Source organism: Pseudonocardia yuanmonensis (genome assembly GCF_039542425.1).
Classification (GTDB): Bacteria; Actinomycetota; Actinomycetes; order Mycobacteriales; family Pseudonocardiaceae; genus Pseudonocardia; species Pseudonocardia yuanmonensis.
The window spans coordinates 37,772-56,049 of record NZ_BAABIC010000033.1; the positions used below are offsets into that span (position 1 = coordinate 37,772).

Annotated in this window: 16 protein-coding genes; 10 read left to right on the forward strand and 6 right to left on the reverse strand. The window is 74.2% G+C overall.

Features of this window, described 5'->3' with window-relative positions:
- Positions 1–36 precede the first annotated feature (36 nt).
- Positions 37–1,605 (reverse strand): dolichyl-phosphate-mannose--protein mannosyltransferase, encoded by a 1,569-nt coding sequence (locus ABD990_RS31670; protein WP_425569701.1) that lies wholly within the window; start codon positions 1,603–1,605, stop codon positions 37–39.
- Between the two features lie 93 nt (positions 1,606–1,698).
- Between ABD990_RS31670 and rsmI the strand changes: the two genes are divergently transcribed.
- Positions 1,699–2,520, forward strand: coding sequence for a 16S rRNA (cytidine(1402)-2'-O)-methyltransferase (gene rsmI / locus ABD990_RS31675; protein ID WP_345384472.1), 822 nt, complete (start codon positions 1,699–1,701; stop codon positions 2,518–2,520).
- 40 nt (positions 2,521–2,560) lie between these two features.
- On the opposite strand, the gene ABD990_RS31680 is transcribed toward rsmI, so the two are convergent.
- Together ABD990_RS31680 and ABD990_RS31685 are read right to left on the reverse strand one after the other, a co-directional pair.
- On the reverse strand, positions 2,561–3,754 hold the full coding sequence (locus tag ABD990_RS31680; protein ID WP_345384473.1) for a cation:proton antiporter: 1,194 nt from the start codon (positions 3,752–3,754) through the stop codon (positions 2,561–2,563).
- 3 nt (positions 3,755–3,757) lie between these two features.
- On the reverse strand, positions 3,758–4,240 hold the full coding sequence (locus ABD990_RS31685) for a cation:proton antiporter regulatory subunit (RefSeq protein WP_345384475.1): 483 nt from the start codon (positions 4,238–4,240) through the stop codon (positions 3,758–3,760).
- 52 nt (positions 4,241–4,292) lie between these two features.
- Between ABD990_RS31685 and ABD990_RS31690 the strand changes: the two genes are divergently transcribed.
- The gene (locus ABD990_RS31690; RefSeq protein WP_345384476.1) at positions 4,293–4,466 is read left to right on the forward strand and encodes a hypothetical protein; all 174 of its coding nucleotides are present in this window, start codon (positions 4,293–4,295) and stop codon (positions 4,464–4,466) included.
- Between the two features lie 65 nt (positions 4,467–4,531).
- Positions 4,532–5,446: an SCO6745 family protein gene (locus ABD990_RS31695; protein WP_345384477.1), complete on the forward strand. Its 915-nt coding sequence runs from the start codon at positions 4,532–4,534 to the stop codon at positions 5,444–5,446.
- A 21-nt stretch (positions 5,447–5,467) separates the two neighbouring features.
- Here the strand turns inward: ABD990_RS31695 and ABD990_RS31700 are convergent, their stop codons facing one another.
- A complete protein-coding gene (locus ABD990_RS31700) occupies positions 5,468–5,911 on the reverse strand; it encodes a hypothetical protein (RefSeq protein ID WP_345384478.1) in 444 nt (147 codons plus the stop codon).
- A gap of 201 nt (positions 5,912–6,112) precedes the next feature.
- Between ABD990_RS31700 and metG the strand changes: the two genes are divergently transcribed.
- From metG to ABD990_RS31715, 3 genes are all read left to right on the forward strand, one after another.
- Entirely contained in the window at positions 6,113–7,903 is a 1,791-nt protein-coding gene (gene metG, locus ABD990_RS31705) for a methionine--tRNA ligase (RefSeq protein ID WP_345384479.1), read from the forward strand.
- Positions 7,904–7,969: 66 nt separating this feature from the next.
- Positions 7,970–8,851 (forward strand): TatD family hydrolase, encoded by an 882-nt coding sequence (locus ABD990_RS31710; protein ID WP_345384480.1) that lies wholly within the window; start codon positions 7,970–7,972, stop codon positions 8,849–8,851.
- 203 nt (positions 8,852–9,054) lie between these two features.
- The gene (locus ABD990_RS31715) at positions 9,055–11,490 is read left to right on the forward strand and encodes a transglycosylase family protein (RefSeq protein WP_345384481.1); all 2,436 of its coding nucleotides are present in this window, start codon (positions 9,055–9,057) and stop codon (positions 11,488–11,490) included.
- A 107-nt stretch (positions 11,491–11,597) separates the two neighbouring features.
- Here ABD990_RS31715 and ABD990_RS31720 read toward each other — a convergent pair whose 3' ends face one another.
- Both ABD990_RS31720 and ABD990_RS31725 read right to left on the reverse strand, forming a co-directional pair.
- Complete coding sequence (locus tag ABD990_RS31720) at positions 11,598–12,254, reverse strand: HAD-IA family hydrolase (protein ID WP_345384482.1); 657 nt, start codon at positions 12,252–12,254, stop codon at positions 11,598–11,600.
- Between the two features lie 12 nt (positions 12,255–12,266).
- Positions 12,267–12,965: a VOC family protein gene (locus tag ABD990_RS31725; protein ID WP_345384483.1), complete on the reverse strand. Its 699-nt coding sequence runs from the start codon at positions 12,963–12,965 to the stop codon at positions 12,267–12,269.
- A 54-nt stretch (positions 12,966–13,019) separates the two neighbouring features.
- Here ABD990_RS31725 and rsmA point away from each other — a divergent pair, with 54 nt between their 5' ends.
- The 4 genes from rsmA to ABD990_RS31745 all read left to right on the forward strand — a co-directional run bounded on the left by rsmA (position 13,020) and on the right by ABD990_RS31745 (position 18,203).
- A complete protein-coding gene (rsmA, locus tag ABD990_RS31730) occupies positions 13,020–13,877 on the forward strand; it encodes a 16S rRNA (adenine(1518)-N(6)/adenine(1519)-N(6))-dimethyltransferase RsmA (protein WP_345384484.1) in 858 nt (285 codons plus the stop codon).
- A 65-nt stretch (positions 13,878–13,942) separates the two neighbouring features.
- A complete protein-coding gene (locus ABD990_RS31735) occupies positions 13,943–15,421 on the forward strand; it encodes a DHA2 family efflux MFS transporter permease subunit (RefSeq protein ID WP_345384485.1) in 1,479 nt (492 codons plus the stop codon).
- Positions 15,422–15,430: 9 nt separating this feature from the next.
- On the forward strand, positions 15,431–16,405 hold the full coding sequence (locus ABD990_RS31740) for a 4-(cytidine 5'-diphospho)-2-C-methyl-D-erythritol kinase (RefSeq protein ID WP_345384486.1): 975 nt from the start codon (positions 15,431–15,433) through the stop codon (positions 16,403–16,405).
- A gap of 10 nt (positions 16,406–16,415) precedes the next feature.
- Entirely contained in the window at positions 16,416–18,203 is a 1,788-nt protein-coding gene (locus tag ABD990_RS31745) for an ABC-F family ATP-binding cassette domain-containing protein (RefSeq protein ID WP_345384487.1), read from the forward strand.
- The last annotated feature ends 75 nt before the right edge of the window (positions 18,204–18,278 follow it).

The window sequence follows — 18,278 nt, forward strand, 5'->3', positions numbered from 1 at the left end:
TGACTGCCCTTCTCGCGGCAGTCGCCACTGACCGGATCAGCGCCAGGACGGCAGCCAGAGCTCGGCCTGCCAGTGCTCGGGGGTGATCGGCAGGCCGACGAGGATCGGCCAGAGCCAGGCGAAGTTGGCGACCACCGCGCCCACCCACAGCCCGACGACAAGCAGTCCGGTACGCCGGCGTTCCGAACCCGCCTTCCGGGCCCGACCCAGGATGTCGCCCATGACGAGCACGGTGGCGAGCACCAGGAACGGCGCCACCGGCGTCATGTAGAAGAAGTACATCTGCCGGTCGATGTTGACGAACCACGGCAGGAACCCGGCCGCGTAGCCGACGAGCACGGCCGCGTACCGCCAGTCGGCGCGGGTGACGGTGCGCCAGATCGCCCAGGCCAGGACAGGGATCGCGGGCCACCACAGCGCCGGGGTGCCGACCAGCATCACCGCGCTGGTGCACTCCGTGGCATCGCAGCCGCCCACCGAGGCGCTCGACTCGTAGTAGTAGAGCATCGGGCGCAGGCCCATCGGCCAGGTCCAGGGCTTGGACTCCCACGGGTGCGGGTGCCCGACCGGCGTGTCCAGGCTCTCGTGGAAGTCCAGCACGTGGCCGCTGTAGTACCAGAGCGAACGGAGCGCCGCGGGCACGACCGACCAGGGCCCACCCGTCCCGACCTGGTTGCCCACGGCGTGCCGGTCGATCCCGACCTCGCTGCCGAACCAGGCCCACCAGCAGCTCAGGTACGTCACGACCGGCACCACGAGCAGCGCCCACAGCGCCGGGGCGAGGTCGCGGCGCACGGCCCCCACCCACGGCCGCGCGACTCCGGCCGCCCGCCGGGCCGAGACGTCCCACAACACGACCAGGACGCCGAAGAAGGCCACCCAGTACAGGCCCGACCACTTCACCCCGCAGGCCAGGCCCAGCAGCACACCGGTGGCCAGCCGCCACCAGCGCACGCCGAGCCGCGGCCCGAAGGGCGAGTCGCCGATCCGGTCCGCGACGGAGGCGAGCCGCTCCCGGACGTCGTCGCGGTCCCGGACGAGCGTGCAGAAGGCGGCGAGCACGAAGAAGGCCTGGAAGACGTCGAGCATCCCGACCCGCGACTGCACGTGCGAGACGCCGTCGCAGATCAGCAGCACCCCGGCGATGCCGCCGAGCAGGGTCGACCGGGTGAGCCGCCGCGCGACCCGCACGACCATGAGGATCATCAGCGTGCCGCAGAAGGCCGCGGCCACCCGCCAGCCCACCGAGTCGTAGCCGAAGAGCCACTCGCCCAGCGCGATCAGCTGCTTGCCGAGCGGCGGGTGCGCGACGAGCTCGTAGCCCGGGTTGTCCTCGACGCCGCCGTTGCGCAGCATCTGCCAGGCCTGCGGCACGTAGTGCTTCTCGTCGAAGACCGGGGTGCCGGCGTCGGTGGGGTAGCCGAGCCCGGCGAACCGCAGGACACCGCCGAGCACGGCGAGGGTGGTCGCGAGGAGCCAGCTGCGCGCGATGTCGGTGGGCGGGGGCGGACCGAGCCGCACGACGGGGTCCGGTTCCGGGGGCCGCAGCGGCGGGGGCGTGCCGACGGTGACGGCCCCGGTGATCTCCGGTTCGTCGTCCTCCACCACCCGGTCGGCCCGGACGGCCCGGTCGGCCCGCACCGCGGTCCTGCCCCGCGCCCCGATCGGCTCCACCGGCCCGATCGTAGGCTCAGACCCATGCTCGTTCTCGCCGCCACCCCGCTGGGCGACGCCCGGGACGCCTCGGTCCGCCTGCGTGAGGCGATCGGCACCGCCGACGTGATCGCGGCCGAGGACACCCGGCGTTTCCGCGCGCTCGCCGCGGCCCTCGGCGTTCCGGTCACCGGCACGGTGATCAGCCACTACGACGCGGTGGAGACGGCACGGCTGCCCGGGCTGCTCGACGACCTCCGGGCGGGCCGGACCGTGCTGGTCGTGACGGACGCGGGGATGCCGGCGGTGTCGGACCCCGGCTACCGGCTGGTGGCGGCCGCGGCGGCCGAGGACCTCCCGGTCACCTGCCTGCCCGGCCCGTCGGCCGTGACGACTGCGCTGGTCCTGTCCGGCCTGCCGTGCGACCGGTTCTGCTTCGAGGGCTTCGCGCCGCGCAAGGCCGGCGAGCGGGCGCGCTGGCTCGCCCAGCTGGTGGCCGAGCCCCGCGCCGTCGTCTTCTTCGAGTCCCCGCACCGGCTCGGCGAGACGCTCGCGGCGGCCGCCGAGGTGCTGGGCCCGGACCGGGCCGCCGCGGTGTGCCGGGAGCTGACGAAGACCTACGAGGAGGTCCGCCGCGGGCCGCTCGCGGAGCTGGCCGAGTGGGCCGCCGGCGAGGTGCGCGGCGAGATCACGGTGGTGCTCGCCGGCGCGGCGCCGACGGAGGCCCCGCCCGTGGAGTCCCTGGTGCCGGCGGTGCAGGAGCGGGTCGCCGACGGCGAGCGGCTCAAGGACGCCGTGGCCGCCGTGGCACAGGCCGCGGGCGTGCCCAAGCGCGAGCTCTACAACGCCACCCTGCAGTCCTCGTGAGCGGCAACTGCCGCTTCAACGGCAGTTGCCACTCACGGGGTCAGTTGCCGGCGGTCGGGGCGGGCGCCGGGGCGGAGCGGCGTTGCAGCGCGCGGGCGACGGGCTCGACGAACTTCGCCGCGATCGGGCCGAGGATCGCCATGATCAGCACGTACGCCGTGGCGAGCGCCGCGAGCTGCTCCGGGACGGCGGCGTAGGACACCGCCAGCCCCGCGATCACGATCGAGAACTCCCCGCGGGCGATCAGTGCGGCACCCGCGCGAGCGCGGCCGAGCTTCCCGATGCCCTGCCGCCGGGCCGCCCACCAGCCCGTCGCGATCTTGGTCAGCGCGGTCGCGACGGCGAGCACGACCGCCCAGCCGAGCACCGGCGGGATCGTCCGGGGATCCGTGTTCAGCCCGAAGACCACGAAGAACACCGCGGCGAACAGGTCGCGCAGGGGCTCGAGCAGCCGGGTGGCGTTGTGCGCGGTCGACCCGGAGATCGCGATGCCGAGCAGGAACGCCCCCACCGCGGCCGAGACCTGCAGCGCCGAGGCGAGCCCGGCCACCAGCAGCGCCGCGCCGAGCACCTTGAGCAGGAAGACCTCGCGGTCCGGGCTGTCGACGACCGCGGAGACGTAACGGCCCCAGCGCAGCGCCACCAGCAGCACGACGGCGATCACCGCGAGCGAGATCCCGACGGCCTCCAGCCCGCCGATGAACGTCACGCCGATCAGCAGGGCGGTGAGGATCGGCAGGTAGACAGCCATCACCAGGTCCTCGAACACGAGGATGGACAGCACGACCGGGGTCTCGCGGTTACCGAGCCGGCCCAGGTCGGACAGCACCTTCGCGACGATCCCGGACGACGAGATGTACGTGACGCCGCCCATCACCATCGCACCGACCGGCCCCCAGCCGAGGATCAGCGCCACCGCCACGCCGGGCGCGGCGTTGAGCACGATGTCGAGCAGGCCGCCCATCCACGACCGTTTCAGCCCGGTCATCAGCTCGGCGGCCGAGTACTCCAGACCCAGCAGCAACAGCAGCAGGACGACGCCGACCTCGCTCGCCAGCGACGTGAACTCGCCGATGTCGCCGAGCGGGAAGATCCCGCCGGTGCCGAAGCAGAGCCCGCCGACGAGGTAGAGCGGGATGGGGGACAGGCCGATCCGGCCCCCGAGGCGTCCGAGCAGGCCGAGCCCGAAGAAGACGGCGCCGAGCTCGATCAGTTCGAGCGCGGTGTGGTCCACGGGCTATCCGTTCTTGAGGATCTTGACGGCGTTGTCGAGCCCCTCGGACGTGCCGACGGTGACCAGCAGGTCCCCGGCGGTCAGGGTGAAGTCGGGCGTGGGGGACGGGTGCGCCTGGCCGGCTCGCATCACCGCGACCACCGAGACGCTCGTCCGGGTGCGCAGGGCGGTGTCGCCCAGCGTCCGGCCGTCGTACGGGCTGTTCTCCAGCACCGGGATCTGCCGGGTGTGGATACCGGGGAGGTCCCGGTGCTCCTCGTTGAGCTGCGCGACCAGCTGGGGCGCGCCGAGCAGGTTGGCCAGGGCGGAGGCCTCCTCGGCCGTGAGCGGCAGCTCGGCCAGGCAGGCGTCCGGGTCGTCGGACTTGGAGAGGATCAGCTCGATCTGGCCGTCGCGGTGGGTGACGACACCGACGCGACGGCCGTTGCGCAGGGCGAAGTCCTTGCGCACGCCGATCCCGGGCAGGGGAGTGACCTCCACGTTCACCTCCCCACGGTAACCCGGACGATCGTGACGTCCGGCCGCGGAGGATCGGTGCGTGGGCCGGGTGGGGTGGCTCGCCGGCATGACCGGTCCCGATCTTCCGTCCCAGGTGCTCGTGCTCTTCGGCGCCACCGGCGACCTCGCGAAGCGCAAGCGGTTCCCGGGGCTGTTCTTCCTGTCGCGGGACGGGCTGCTGCCGGCGTCGACGTACGTACGCACCTCTGCGTAGTGCCCGGACCGGACGAACGCCGCGATACTCGACGATCGTCCCCGCCCGCCGGCATCGGAGTCACCGTGGACTACCCGACCATGCGCGCCCTGTTCTTCACCGCCCCCGACGAGCCGCGACCCGTCCCGCCCGCCGCCGCGAACCCGAGCCCGGCGCGGGCCCTGCGCGACGCGGTGGAGCCGCTGGCCTGCCTCTCCATCTGGTCGCCGGAGGCCGCCGAGGCGTTCGCCGAGCTGGGGCTGGACGACTACTTCGCCGCCTACGTCTGGCAGCGCACGGCCGCGCTGGGTACCCCGCCCGCGCCGCTGGCCGTCGTGGCGCTGGGGGTGTTCAGGCCCGACCTGATCGTCCCGCAGTACCAGGCGGGGCGGGCGGCGCTGAGCCGCGACGACGTGATCCGGGTCCGCATCGAGGCGCCCGCGCGCACCCTGCGCCGGGTGCTCGGCGACATCGACGACGAGGCGGCCCGCGTGGTCACGCACCTGCGCCGCGGCATCGACGCCGCGGACCGGACCGCGCGGCCGTTGTTCACCGGCCTGACCGCCGATCCGTGGCCCGACGACCCGGCGGCGGCCCTGGTGCACGCGTGCCACCTGCTGCGGGAGCATCGGGGTGACTCCCACCTGGCGGTCTGCGCGGTCGACGGCCTGGATCCGGTCGAGATGAACGTGCTGACCGAGCTGTTCTGCGGGTTCCCGCTGCGCACCTACACGGCGACGCGCGGATGGTCGGCCGAGGAGATCGACGCCGCCGCGGACCGGCTGCGGGCCCGCGGCCTGGTCGAGGGCGCCCGGTTGAGCGAGCGCGGGCTGTCGCACCGCGCCGAGCTCGAGCGCCGCACCGACGCGATGCAGGAGTCGCTCGTCGAGGCGATCGGGCCCGAGCTCGACACGCTCACCAAGCAGCTCTGCGCCTGGTCGGACGCGCTGGTCGCGGCCGGGGCGGCCCCGCCGGACCCGGCCAAACGGTTCGCCGGCTGACCCGCCGGTCGACGGGGCCGCTCACGGGTCGGGGTGGCTGCGCAGGACCACCCGGGTGTCCCAGGCGGGGCCGCCGTTCGGCACCACCTCCACCTCGGCGACGAGCCCCCCGACGAGTTCGGGGAGCTCGTCCGCGGAGGCCGCGCCGCCGGGCGACAGGACGATCTCGACCCGGCGGGTCCGCACCCCGGGGACGACGCGGGCCTCCAGCACGAGCGGACCGCCCTCGACCCGGGTGGGATGGGTGTGCTGGACGGCGTGGACCAGCGCCTCGACGGCGGCCGTGAGGACCTCGTCGGCGGGGGCGCCGGACCAGCCGACGGTGCCCAGCCACACCCGGAGCGCACCGCGCACCAGGCCCACCGCCCAGGCCTCGCCGGGGACCCGGATCCCCCATGTCGCCTCGGGTGGCGTGCCCGCCCGCGCCCACGTGGGGTCCGCACGGGACCCCGTCCGCTCGAACACCGGCCTCACTCCGCCCGTCGCTGTGGTCTCAACTCCGGCACCGGAAGGATGATCGAGGCACCGGGCGGCCCTGCGACCGACCCCGTCGGGGAGCATCGGCACGGCCGCGCCGGCCCGTTACCGGCGGGCCGGGCCCGCCCGCCCGATCACCCCGGCGTGGGCGGCGGAAACCTCGTTCACCGCCGGGCATACGCTGGTCACATGAGTTCCTCCGTGCTGACCGCCGTGGCGTGGCCGTACGCCAACGGTCCGCGGCACATCGGCCACGTCTCCGGCTTCGGTGTGCCCTCCGACGTCTTCTCGCGCTTCCGGCGGATGGCGGGCGACCGGGTGCTCATGGTCAGCGGCACGGACGAGCACGGCACCCCGATCCAGGTGCAGGCGGACGCGGAGGGTCTCACCCCGCGCCAGCTCGCCGACAAGTACAACAAGGTCATCACGGAGGACCTGCAGGGCCTCGGGCTGTCCTACGACCTGTTCACCCGGACCACGACGTCGAACCACTACGACGTCACGCAGCAGATGTTCCTGTCGCTGTACAAGAACGGGTACATCGTCCCGAAGACGCAGATGGGCGCGATCAGTCCGTCGACGGGGCGCACGCTGCCGGACCGCTACGTCGAGGGCACCTGCCCGATCTGCGGGTACGACGGCGCACGCGGCGACCAGTGCGACAACTGCGGCAACCAGCTCGACCCCGCCGACCTCGTCAACCCGCGGTCGCGGATCAACGGCGAGACGCCGAAGTTCGTCGAGACCGAGCACTTCTTCCTCGACCTGCCCGCCTTCGCCGAGTCGCTGGGCGGCTGGCTGTCCACGCGCACGGACTGGCGGCCGAACGTGCTCAAGTTCAGCGCCAACCTGATCGAGGACCTCAAGCCGCGGGCGATCACCCGCGACCTCGACTGGGGCGTCCCGGTGCCGCTGGACGGCTGGCGGGACAACCCGCTGAAGAAGATCTACGTCTGGTTCGACGCGGTCATCGGCTACCTCTCGGCGTCCGTCGAGTGGGCCCGCCGCGGCTCGGACCCGGACGCCTGGAAGCAGTGGTGGGCCGACCCGGCCGCCCAGGGCTACTACTTCATGGGCAAGGACAACATCACCTTCCACTCGGTGATGTGGCCGGCGATCCTGCTGGGGCACAACGGCGAGGGCGACCGCGGCGGCGAGCCCGGCGCGTTCGGCACGCTGAACCTGCCCAGCGAGATCGTGTCGTCGGAGTACCTGACGATGAGCGGGTCGAAGTTCTCGACCTCGCGCGGCACCGTGATCTACGTCGGGGACTTCCTGCGCGAGTACGGGCCGGATGCGCTGCGGTACTTCATCGCCGTCGCCGGGCCGGAGAACCAGGACACGGACTTCACCTGGGAGGAGTTCGTCCGCCGGATCAACTTCGAGCTGGCCAACGAGTGGGGCAACCTCGTCAACCGCTCGATCTCGATGGCGCACAAGAACGTGGGCGCGATCCCGAAGCCCACGGCGCCCACCGAGGCGGACGCGGCGCTGCTCGCGACCTCGCGGGCCGGGTTCGACGTCGTCGGGGACCTGCTGCGGCGCAACCGCTTCAAGCAGGCGGTCACCGAGGCGATGCGGGTGGTCGGCGCGGCGAACAAGTACATCTCCGACCAGGAGCCGTGGAAGCGCAAGGACGACCCGGACCGCCGGGACACGATCCTGCACACCGCGCTGCAGGTGGTGTCCGACGCGAACACGCTGCTCACCCCGTTCCTCCCGCACGCCGCGCAGAAGGTGCACGAGGCGCTCGGCGGCGAGGGTGTCTGGGCGGCACAGCCGGAGATCCGCTCGGTGGAGGACCTCGGCGACGGGCCGGACTACTCGATCCTGACCGGGGACTACACCGAGCAGCAGGCCGTCTGGGAGTCCCGGCCGATCGAGGTCGGCCGCCCGCTGGCCAAGCCGACGCCGCTGTTCGCCAAGCTGGCCCCCGAGCTCGCCGAGACCGGCCCGGAGTGGGCCCCGATCCAGAAGTGATCCGTGAGTGCCGAGTGCCGCCGGAGCGGCACTCGGCGCTCACGACCCCGCCGACCTGGGAGAACGGTGACCTCATACGGACGCCGCGAGCGGCCCGAACCCCCTGAGCCGCTGGGCGCGCCGACCGTCGACGCCCACACGCACCTCGACGCCTGCGGTTGCGAGACCGCGGAGGACGTCGCCGCCGCCCTGGATCGCGCCGCCGCCGTGGGCGTCACGCGCGCGGTCACGGTGGCGGACGACCTCGCCGCGGCCCGGTGGGCCGTGCAGGCCGCTTACTGGGACGAGCGGGTGGTGGCGGCCGTCGCGCTGCACCCGACGCGCACCGCGGCCGTCACGGACGAGGAGTTCGCCGAGATCGAGCGGCTGGCCGCCGATCCGCGCGTGGTGGCCGTCGGCGAGACCGGGCTGGACTACTACTGGGACTACTCGCCGCCGGAGGCGCAGCAGGCCTCGTTCCGGTGGCACATCGACCTCGCGAAGCGCCTCGGCAAGCCGCTGATGATCCACGACCGAGAGGCGCACGCCGACGTGCTGCGCATCCTCCGCGAGGAGGGCGCGCCGGGGACCGTGGTCTTCCACTGCTTCTCCGGCGACGCCGCGATGGCCCACGAGTGCGCCGAGGCCGGTTACGTTCTGTCGTTCGCCGGGCCGGTCACCTTCCGCAACGCCGCCGCCCTGCGCGAGGCCGCGGCGATCCCGGACGACGACCACCTGCTCGTCGAGACGGACGCCCCGTTCCTCACCCCGCACCCGCACCGCGGGCGGGCCAACGAGCCCTACTGTCTGCCGTGGACGGTGCGTGGCCTGGCCGAAGTCCGTGGCATGCAGGCGGATGAGCTCGCCGCGACCACGGACCGGAACGCCGAGCGGATCTTCGGTCTCGCCGACCTGCCGCCCGTCGCGACTGTGACGTCGCCCGACGGTCGGGCACCGCGCTCGGCGTAGCGGGCGCACCGTTCGGCGCTGTCGCGCGCGTCGGGGTCGAGCCCGACGAGCACGGCCCGTTACGGTTCCGTGATCGCCCAGCCGGGAGGGGCCCGCTCCCCAGCACCGGTGCGGCGACGCGTGACCGGGCGTTCCCCGACGCCGCCAGCCCCGGTCACCGTCGCGCGCCACCCCTGCCCGGTCCGACGAGCGTCTGGAAGCCAGTGGTCGACGTATCTGCGCGCGCGCGCCGGCGCGCGGTCCGGGTCCGCCTGGGACTCGAGTCGCTGGAACGCGCCGAGCGGCCGGTCGCGACGGACGGCTCCGGGGCCGGGTCCGGTCCGGCCCTCCGGACCGGACCGTGGCTGGAGTACGACGACGGGGGCAGCGAGCGCCCCGCGGAGGACCTCCGCGGGTACGCCGACTCGGGGGCCCCGGTCGCGGAGTACGTGCCGGGCTCGTGGTGGATCGAGGACGAGCAGGGCGGGCCCGGGCACGCCGGTACCGATCAGGTCGCTCCCGGGCATGACGCACGCGCCCGGTACGGAGCCGAGGAGACCGCGGCAGAGCGGTTCGGGATCGAGCGATCCGGGGCCGGGTGGTCCGAGTCCGGGCGGTTCGACGCCGAGCGATCCGGGACCGGGCGGTTGGAGTCCGGGCGGTCCGCGGCCGGGCGGTTCGGGACGGAGCGACTCGGGGTCGCGCGGCTCGGCACCGGGCGGACGGCGGACGCGGAGACGCAGGTCGGGCCGACGGGCGGCGCCTGGCTCGACCGGTCCGAGGAGCCCTGGGCGGAGGACGCGGGCCCCGGGGAGCTCCGGGCCGAGCCCTTCACCGCCCCCTTCGCCGCGGTCCCGCCGGTGGAGGCCCCTGCCGGTCCCGGCGCCCTGGACACCGTCCCCGCCGGGGGCGGCTGGTTCGACGAGGCGCCCACGGGCGGGATGCCGCGGGTCGACCCGGCCGACGCCGAACTCCCGGGCCGGGAGGGTGCCACGGGCCGCATCGACACCGGCGGTTTCGTCGCCCTGGAGGACACGGGCCGGCTCGACTCGGGTCGGTTCGCGGCGCTGGAGGACACGGTTCGGCTCGACTCGGGTCGCTTTGCGGCGCTGGAGGACACGGGTCGGCTCGACTCGGGTCGCTTCCCGGTGCTCGACGACACGGGCCGGCTCGACTCGGGTCGCTCTGCGGCGCACGACGACACGGGCCGGCTCGACTCGGGTCGCTTCCCGGCGCACGACGACACGGGCCGACTCGACTCGGGCGGCGTCGCGGTCGTGGAGGACACGGGCCGCCTGGACTCCGGTGCCCTCGCCGTCGTCGCTCCGCCGGCCCCCGTGGCCGAGCCCCGCCGCGCGCCCGGCACCACGCCCGACACGGGGGCCGACACAGGGGCCGACGCCGAGCCCGCGACGGAGGCGTTCGGCGTCGTCGCGCCGCCGGCGCCCGCGGAGCCCGAGGCCCGGCCCCGGCCGCGGACCGTCACCCCCACCCGCCCCGCCACCACGACCCGCCGTGCGACCCCGCCCACCGCCCCGACCGGCCGGAGGTCCGGCGCCGGCGCCCGCGCGGTCGCCGTCGCGGCGCTGCTCACGCTCACCGCGGGCAGCGCGACGGCGCTGGCGATGGACAAGGCCGTCACGGTGACCGTCGACGGCCAGGACCGCGTCGTGCACACCTATGCCGACGACGTCGCGGAGGTGCTCGCCGCCGCCGGCGTCGCCGCGAACCCGCAGGACCGGGTCGAGCCCGCGCCGACGACGGAGATCGCCGACGGCGACCAGGTGATCGTCGACCGGGCCCGGATGCTGACGCTCACCGAGGGCGGGCAGACGCGCAACGTCTGGACCACGGCGTCGTCGGTCGACGCGGCACTCAAGGGCCTGGGCGTGGACGTCCAGCCGATCCAGATGTCGCTCGCGCCGGACACGCAGATCCCGATGGGCGGGCTCAACGTCCGCATCGAGGTTCAGCGCACCGTCACCCTCGCCGACGGCACCAACCCGCCCGAGCAGATCACCACCAACGCCGGCACGGTGGCGGGGCTGCTGGCCGAGAGGGGCATCACCCTCGGCCCGGACGACGTCTCCGTCCCCAGCAGCGACAGCCAGCTCACGGACGGCCTGCAGGTCCACCTGGTCCGCAACGGCGTCGGCGAGGTCGTCGAGGTGCGCCGGACCGACCCGCCGGTGCAGGAGGTCGAGGACCCCGAGCTGCCGCGCGGCCAGCGCCAGGTCGTCGACCCTGGTGCGCCCGGCGAGCAGACCGCCATCATGCGGGTCTACGTGCAGAACGGCCGGGAGGTCCGCCGGGAGCAGATCCGGGCGGGCGCCAGCACGCCGCCACGACCGCGGATCGTCAAGGTCGGCACGAACGACGAGAAGCCGCCCGCCCCGGCGATCAGCGACGGCGCGACCTGGGACCGGCTGGCGCAGTGCGAGGCCGGCGGGAACTGGGCGATCAACACCGGCAACGGCTACTACGGCGGCGTCCAGTTCGACGCCTCCACCTGGCGCGCCTACGGCGGCACCCAGTACGCGCCGCTGCCGCACCAGGCCAGCCGCGAGGAGCAGATCGCCGTCGCGACCAAGGTCCGCGACGACCGCGGCGGCTACGGCGCCTGGCCCGCCTGCGCCCGCAAGCTCGGCCTGCCCCGCTGACGGACCGAGCGAGCGGCACTTTCGCTCACTAGGAATGAGCGAGCGGCACTTTCGCTCACTAGGAATGAGCGAGAGCGCCGTTCGCTCACCGGGTCAGTGCGCGAGGGTCAGAAGGTGCCGGGCGGCAGGTCGAGCGCCTGCTCCAGGTCGCGGAGCGCCTGCTCCTCGCCGGTCACCTTGATCGCGCGCATGCCCAGCGCGGCGGCGGGCTTGCAGTTGATGCCGAGGTCGTCGAGGTACACGCACTGCTCCGGCTCGACGCCCAGCCCGGTGCAGGCCATCGTGTAGATCCGCGGGTCGGGCTTGCGCACCCCGACCTTGCTGCTCTCCACGACGTGGTCGAACCGGGCCATCACGGCGGCGACCGCCTCGGCCCGCTCGGCGGTCGGCGACATCTGCGCGCCGTGGCCGGCCGGGACGTTGTTCGTGATGCACCCCAGCCGGTGGCCGCGCTCCTTGAGCAGGTCGATGGCCGCGACCATGCGCGGCCGGATGTCTCCGGCGAGCAGGGCCAGGACGTCCGCACCGCGCAGCTCGTGACCCAGTGCCAGGGCCTCCTCGGCGAACAGCGAGTCGAAGCGCTCGGCGTCGATCTCCGCGCGCTCGAACAACGCCCACGCGTTGCCGTCGGGATTGGTCGCGTTGATCCGGCGCACGAGGTCCTTCGGCAGCCCGCGCTCGGTCTCGAGCCGGTTGAACGCCTCGAAGGGCGACGAGGTGATCACGCCGCCGAAGTCGAAGACGACGGCCGGGAGGTCGGACATGATGCGACTGTATTACGGCGCGGGCCGTCGCAGAACGAACCGGACACCGCCGAGGTCGAGGTCACGGTCCTCGCGGGCGTCGAGCAGCACAGTGGCCGCGCCCTCCGAGCCCTCCCGGAACGCGATCCGCGCGTCGTCGAGCAGCAGGGTGCCGTCGCGCAGCGCGGCGCCGGTGGCGGCCGACCAGCGCTCGGCCAGGGCCGCCGGGTCGGACCCGTGCACCTCGAGCCCGGCCAGGTCGGTGACGACCTCCGTGCGGACGTGCTCGCGCCACGGCCCCTCGACGACGGTGAAGTCCTCGGGCGGCTCCGAGACGTCCAGCGAGAGGAGGGCGGCGCCGGTGTCGGCCGGGTGCAGGTGCAGGGAGGCCCACCGGCCGCGGGTCTGCGGGCGGTCGAACTCCGCGACCACCCGGATGCCGTGCTCCGCGAGCCGCCGGCGGTGGTCGGCCAGGCCCCCGACCTGGAAGATCACCATGTAGACACCGTCGCCGGCCTTCGCCAGGCGCCGGGCCGCCGAGGTGCCCTCCCGCACCGGCGCACAGACCTCCAGAAACCGGTCCGGACCCAGCGGGTGGACGGCGCTGGACACGCCGAAGCCCTCCAACTCGGGGTCGAACGTGCAGCGGGACAGCCCGAGATCGCGCGTGATCCGGTCGTCGAGGCCCTCCGGGTCACCGGTGAGCAGGGTCAGCCAGCGCAGCCTGAGCACGTCCGCAGTCTGCCCGGCTCGGGCCGACGGCGTGCGGTCACGGATGATGGACGCGTGAGCGCGCCCGACCCCGTCACCTCCCGCCTGCTGGGCCCGGCGGAGGTCCGCGCGCTCGCCGAACGGTTCGGGATCCGGCCGACCAAGCGGCTCGGGCAGAACTTCGTCCACGACCCCAACACGGTGCGGCGGATCGTCAGGGCCGCGGACCTGGGGCCGGACGACGTCGTGGTCGAGGTCGGCCCCGGCCTCGGCTCGCTGACCCTGGCTCTGCTGCCGGCGGTCGCCCACGTGCACGCCGTCGAGATCGACCCGGCGCTGGCGGCGGCGCTGCCGGGCACGGTGGCGGAGTTCGCGCCCGCGCTCGCCGACCGGCTGACCGTCACGAACGCCGACGCGATGACGGTGCGCGAGCTGGATCCCGCGCCGACCGCGGTGGTCGCGAACCTGCCGTACAACGTCGGCGTGCCCGTCCTGCTCCACCTCCTCGGCGCCGCTCCCACGCTGGAGAAGGGGCTGGTCATGGTGCAGCAGGAGGTCGTGGACCGGCTGGCCGCGGGCCCGGGGGGCAAGGTCTACGGGGTGCCCAGCGTCAAGCTCGCGTGGTTCGCCGACGCCCGGCGCGCCGGCCCGGTGCCCCGGGCGGTGTTCTGGCCCGTGCCCAACGTCGACTCCGGGCTGCTCGCCTTCACCCGCCGCGAGCCCCCGCCCGGCGACCGGGCCGAGGTGTTCGCACTCGTCGACGCCGCCTTCGCGCAGCGTCGCAAGGCGTTGCGTCCCGCCCTCGCGGGGTGGGCGGGTTCCGCCGCCGCCGCGGAGCAGGCCCTCCGGGCCGCGGGAATCGACCCGATGGCCCGCGCCGAGACGCTGGGGATCGAGGACTTCGCCCGCCTCGCCGCGCACCGCCCCCGGTGACCGTCGCGCGTCCTGTCGGGGGCGCGGCCTACGCTTTCACGGCGTACCGATCCGCGAGGAGAGTCATGGCCGTCAGCGAGACCGACACCCGGTCCGGCACCCCGCCCACCACCAGCCCGTGGCCGGCGCTGTGGGCCCTGGTGCTCGGCTTCTTCATGATCCTCGTGGACTCCACCATCGTGACCGTGGCCACGCCCGCCATCCAGGCCGACTTCGGGGCGAGCGTCGACGGCGTGGTGTGGGTGACCAGCGCCTACCTCCTGGCCTACGCCGTGCCCCTGCTCATCACGGGCCGGCTGGGGGACCGGTTCGGTCCCCGCCGGGTCTACCTCACCGGCCTGGCGATCTTCACGCTCGCCTCGCTGTGGTGCGGGCTCACCCGGTCGATCGAGATGCTGGTCGTCGCGCGGGTGCTCCAGGGGCTCGGCGCCTCGTTCATGACACCGCAGACCATGGCCGTGATCACCCGGACCTTCCCGGCCGACCAGCGCGGCCGGGCGATGAGCCTGTGGGGCGCGGTCGCGGGGGTCGCCACCCTGGTCGGGCCGATCCTCGGCGGGGTCCTGGTCGACGGGCTCGGCTGGGAGTGGATCTTCTTCGTCAACGTGCCCGTGGGCGTCGTCGGGTTCGTGATGGCGATGCGGCTGGTCCCCGAGCTGCCCACGCACGTGCACCGGTTCGACGTGCTCGGCGTCGTGCTCAGCGCGATCGGCATGTTCCTGCTGGTCTTCGGCATCCAGGAGGGGCAGGCCTACGACTGGGGCGCGGGCGTCTGGGCCCTCATCCTCTCGGGGCTGGCCGTGCTGGGCGGCTTCGTGTTCTGGCAGTCGCGCAACCGGGCCGAGCCGCTGATGTCGCTCGGCCTGTTCCGGGACCGCAACTTCAGTCTGGCGAACGTCGCGATCACGACCGTCGGGTTCGCGGTCACCGCGATGTCGTTCCCGATCATGTTCTACGCGCAGGGCGTGCTCGGGCTCTCGCCCACGCGCTCGGCCCTGCTGCTGATCCCCATGGCGGTGTTCTCCGGGGTGCTCGCGCCGTGGGTCGGGCGGCTCACCGACCGGGCGCACCCGCGCTGGATCGCCGGGTTCGGCATGGCGGCCTGGGCCGCGTCGCTCGTCTGGCTGGCCGCGGTCATGGAGCCCGGCTCGGCGATCTGGCGCCTGCTGCTGCCGATCGCCCTGCTCGGCGTGGGCAACGCGTTCGTCTGGGGCCCGGTCGCCACCACGGCCAACCGCAACCTGCCGCACGCCCGGGCCGGGGCGGGCGCCGGCGTCTACAACACCACCCGGCAGGTCGGCGCCGTGCTCGGCAGCGCCGGGATCGCGGTGCTCATGGAGTCCCGGCTCGCCGCCACCCTCGGCGGCGGGGGAGACAGCCCGGCCGGGGAGAACATCGCCGCGGTACCGCCCGCCCTGCACGAGCCCTTCAGCACGGCGATGGCCCAGGCCCTGCTCCTGCCGGCCGGAGTGCTGGTGATCGGCCTGGTGGCCGTGCTCACCTTCACCGTCAGCCTCAGGTCACCGGTCCGCCGCGGTCAGTAGGGTTGGGTGGTGCTCTCCGCCGTTCGACCGCCGGTCACCGTCCGGGTGCCCGCGAAGATCAACCTCCACCTGGCGGTGGGCGGCGTGCGCGCGGACGGCTACCACGACCTGGTCACGGTCTTCCACGCCGTGAGCCTGTTCGACGAGGTCGCGGTCTCCGCGAGCGACGAGCCGGGCCTCGAGGTGCACGGCGAGGGCGTCTCCGAGGTCCCGGTCGACGACACGAACCTGGCCTGGCGGGCCGTCGAGCTGCTGGCCCAGCGCTCGGGCCACGACCCGGACGTGCGCGTGGTGCTGCGTAAGGGCATCCCGGTCGCCGGCGGCATGGCCGGCGGGAGCGCCGACGCCGCGGGAACGCTGGTCGGGCTCTCGGCGTTGTGGAAGCTGGACCTGAACCGGGACGAGCTGTCGTCCATGGCGGCCGAGCTGGGCAGCGATGTCACCTTCGCCCTGCACGGCGGCACCGCGCTCGGCACCGGCCGCGGCGAGCGGATCGTCCCGGTCCTGTCCCGGCACCCGATGCACTGGGTCATCGCGCTCGCCCGGCGCGGGCTCTCCACCCCGACCGTCTTCGCCGAGCTGGACCGGCTGCGCGGCGGCGACGAGCCGCCCGAGCGCCCGGTGGAGCCCGTGCTCGGCGCGCTCGCCCAGGGCGACCCGCGCCAGCTCGCGCTCTCGCTGGGCAACGACCTGCAGGCCGCGGCCGTGAGCCTGGCGCCGGACCTGCGCCGTACCCTGAGAGCCGGGGTCAGCGCGGGCGCGCTGGCCGGGATCGTCTCCGGCTCGGGCCCCACCTGCGCGTTCCTCTGCTCCGACGCCGAGTCGGCGGTCGAGGTCGCCGCGGAGCTCGCCGGCGTCGGCGTCTGCCGCACCGTCCGCGTCGCGCACGGTCCCGTCCCCGGGGCCCGTGTCGTCGACTCGGACGAGCCCCCACCCGTACCGCCCGCCCCGGGCGGGTCGCCCTGGCCGCCGGCCCGGGCCTGAGAGAGGACAGATGGCCGGACAGAACCTGGTCAACCTGGAGAACGTCTCCGCGCACGTCCCCGGCGACGCGTCGCGGGTGCTGCTCGACGGCGTGTCACTCGGCGTCGAGCGCGGCGAGCGGGTCGGCGTCGTCGGCCTCAACGGCGGCGGCAAGACCACCCTGCTGGAGTTGCTCGCCGGGCGGCGCGCGCCGGACGGCGGGCGGGTCTCCCGCCTGGGCGGGCTGAAGCTCGCCTACCTGACCCAGGGGGACGACTTCCCGGCCGGCGTCCGGATCCGGGACGTCGTGCTCGCCCACTACGACGCCGACCACGAGTGGGCCTCGGACCCCAAGGCGCGGGACGTCCTCGGCGGCCTCGGTCTCCGCGACCTGGAGCGGACCGTCGACGGGCTGTCCGGCGGCGAGAAGCGCCGGGTCGCGCTGGCCCGCGCGCTGCTCGGCGAGCCCGACCTCGTCGTGCTCGACGAGCCCACCAACCACCTGGACGTCGAGGGCGTCAGCTGGCTCGCCGACCACCTGCTGTCCCGGCGCTGCGGGGTCGTGGTGGTCACGCACGACCGCTGGTTCCTCGACGCCGTCTGCACCCGGACCTGGGAGGTCGCGAACGGGCGCGTCGAGAGCTACCTCGGCGGCTACCAGGACTGGGTGTTCGCGCGGGCCGAGCGCGCCCGGCAGGCCGACGCGGCGGAGATGCGCCGGCGCAACCTGGCCCGCAAGGAGCTGGCGTGGCTGCGGCGCGGCCCGCCCGCCCGGACGTCGAAGCCGCGGTACCGGATCGAGGCCGCCGAGGCCCTGATCGCCGACGTGCCGCCGCCGCGCAACACCGTCGAGCTGCTGAACTTCGCCACGAACCGGCTCGGCCGCACCGTCCTCGAGCTCGAGGACGCCACGGTCCGGATCGGGGACCGCACCCTGCTGGAGCACCAGACCTGGCGGCTCGGCCCGGGCGACCGGATCGGGATCGTCGGGGTCAACGGCTCGGGCAAGACCACGCTGCTCCGGTCGCTGACCGGGGAGCGCCCGCTCGACGGCGGGAAGCGGATCGAGGGCAAGACGGTCCAGCTCGCGCAGCTCACGCAGGACCTCGGCGACCTGCCGCAGGACATGCGCGTGCTGGAGGCGGTCGAGGCCGTCGCCAAGTACGTCCGGTTCGGCAAGGAGGAGATGACGGCCTCACAGGTGGCCGAGCGGCTGGGCTTCCCGCCCGCCCGCCAGTGGACGCCCGTGGGCCGGCTCTCCGGAGGCGAGCGGCGCCGGCTGCAGCTCACCCGGCTGCTCATGGCCGAGCCCAACGTCCTGCTGCTCGACGAGCCGACGAACGACCTCGACGTCGACACCCTGACCAACCTCGAGGACCTGCTCGACGGCTGGCCGGGCACGCTGGTGGTGGTCAGCCACGACCGGTACCTCACCGAGCGGGTGTGCGACACCGTCGTGGCGCTGTTCGGCGACGGCAGGATCACCCACCTGCCCGGCGGCATCGAGGAGTACCTGCGCCGCCGGGCAGCCGCCGGGACCTCCACGGCGCCACCGCAGGCCGCGGCGGCGCCGGCGCCCAAGGCCGCCCCGGCGGTGAACGCGGCCGAGCAGCGCGCCGCCCGCAAGGAGGCCGCGCGGCTCGAGCGGAAGATGGAGCAGCTGACCAGGCGCGAGGAGCAGCTGCACACGAGGCTGGCCGAGGCCGCGACGGACCCGCAGAAGCTGATGGAGCTCTCCGCGGAGCTGAAGTCCGTCGAGGCCGAGCGCGAGGCCGTCGAGCTGGACTGGCTCGAGGCCGCGGAGAAGGCCGAGGCCTGACCGACCTCACTCGCAGTACGGATCCATGACGCGCTCCGGCTCGGTGTGGTCGCGCGTCATGGAACCACGAGGCGA

Excerpts from the sequence above, each read along its gene's own strand:
- ABD990_RS31720 (WP_345384482.1), bottom strand. The coding sequence starts at position 12,254 with ATGTCCGACCTCCCGGCCGTCGTCTTCGACTTCGGCGGCGTGATCACC.
- rsmI (WP_345384472.1), top strand. The coding sequence starts at position 1,699 with ATGCTCGTTCTCGCCGCCACCCCGCTGGGCGACGCCCGGGACGCCTCG.
- ABD990_RS31745 (WP_345384487.1), top strand. The coding sequence starts at position 16,416 with ATGGCCGGACAGAACCTGGTCAACCTGGAGAACGTCTCCGCGCACGTC.
- metG (WP_345384479.1), top strand. The coding sequence starts at position 6,113 with ATGAGTTCCTCCGTGCTGACCGCCGTGGCGTGGCCGTACGCCAACGGT.
- ABD990_RS31735 (WP_345384485.1), top strand. The coding sequence starts at position 13,943 with ATGGCCGTCAGCGAGACCGACACCCGGTCCGGCACCCCGCCCACCACC.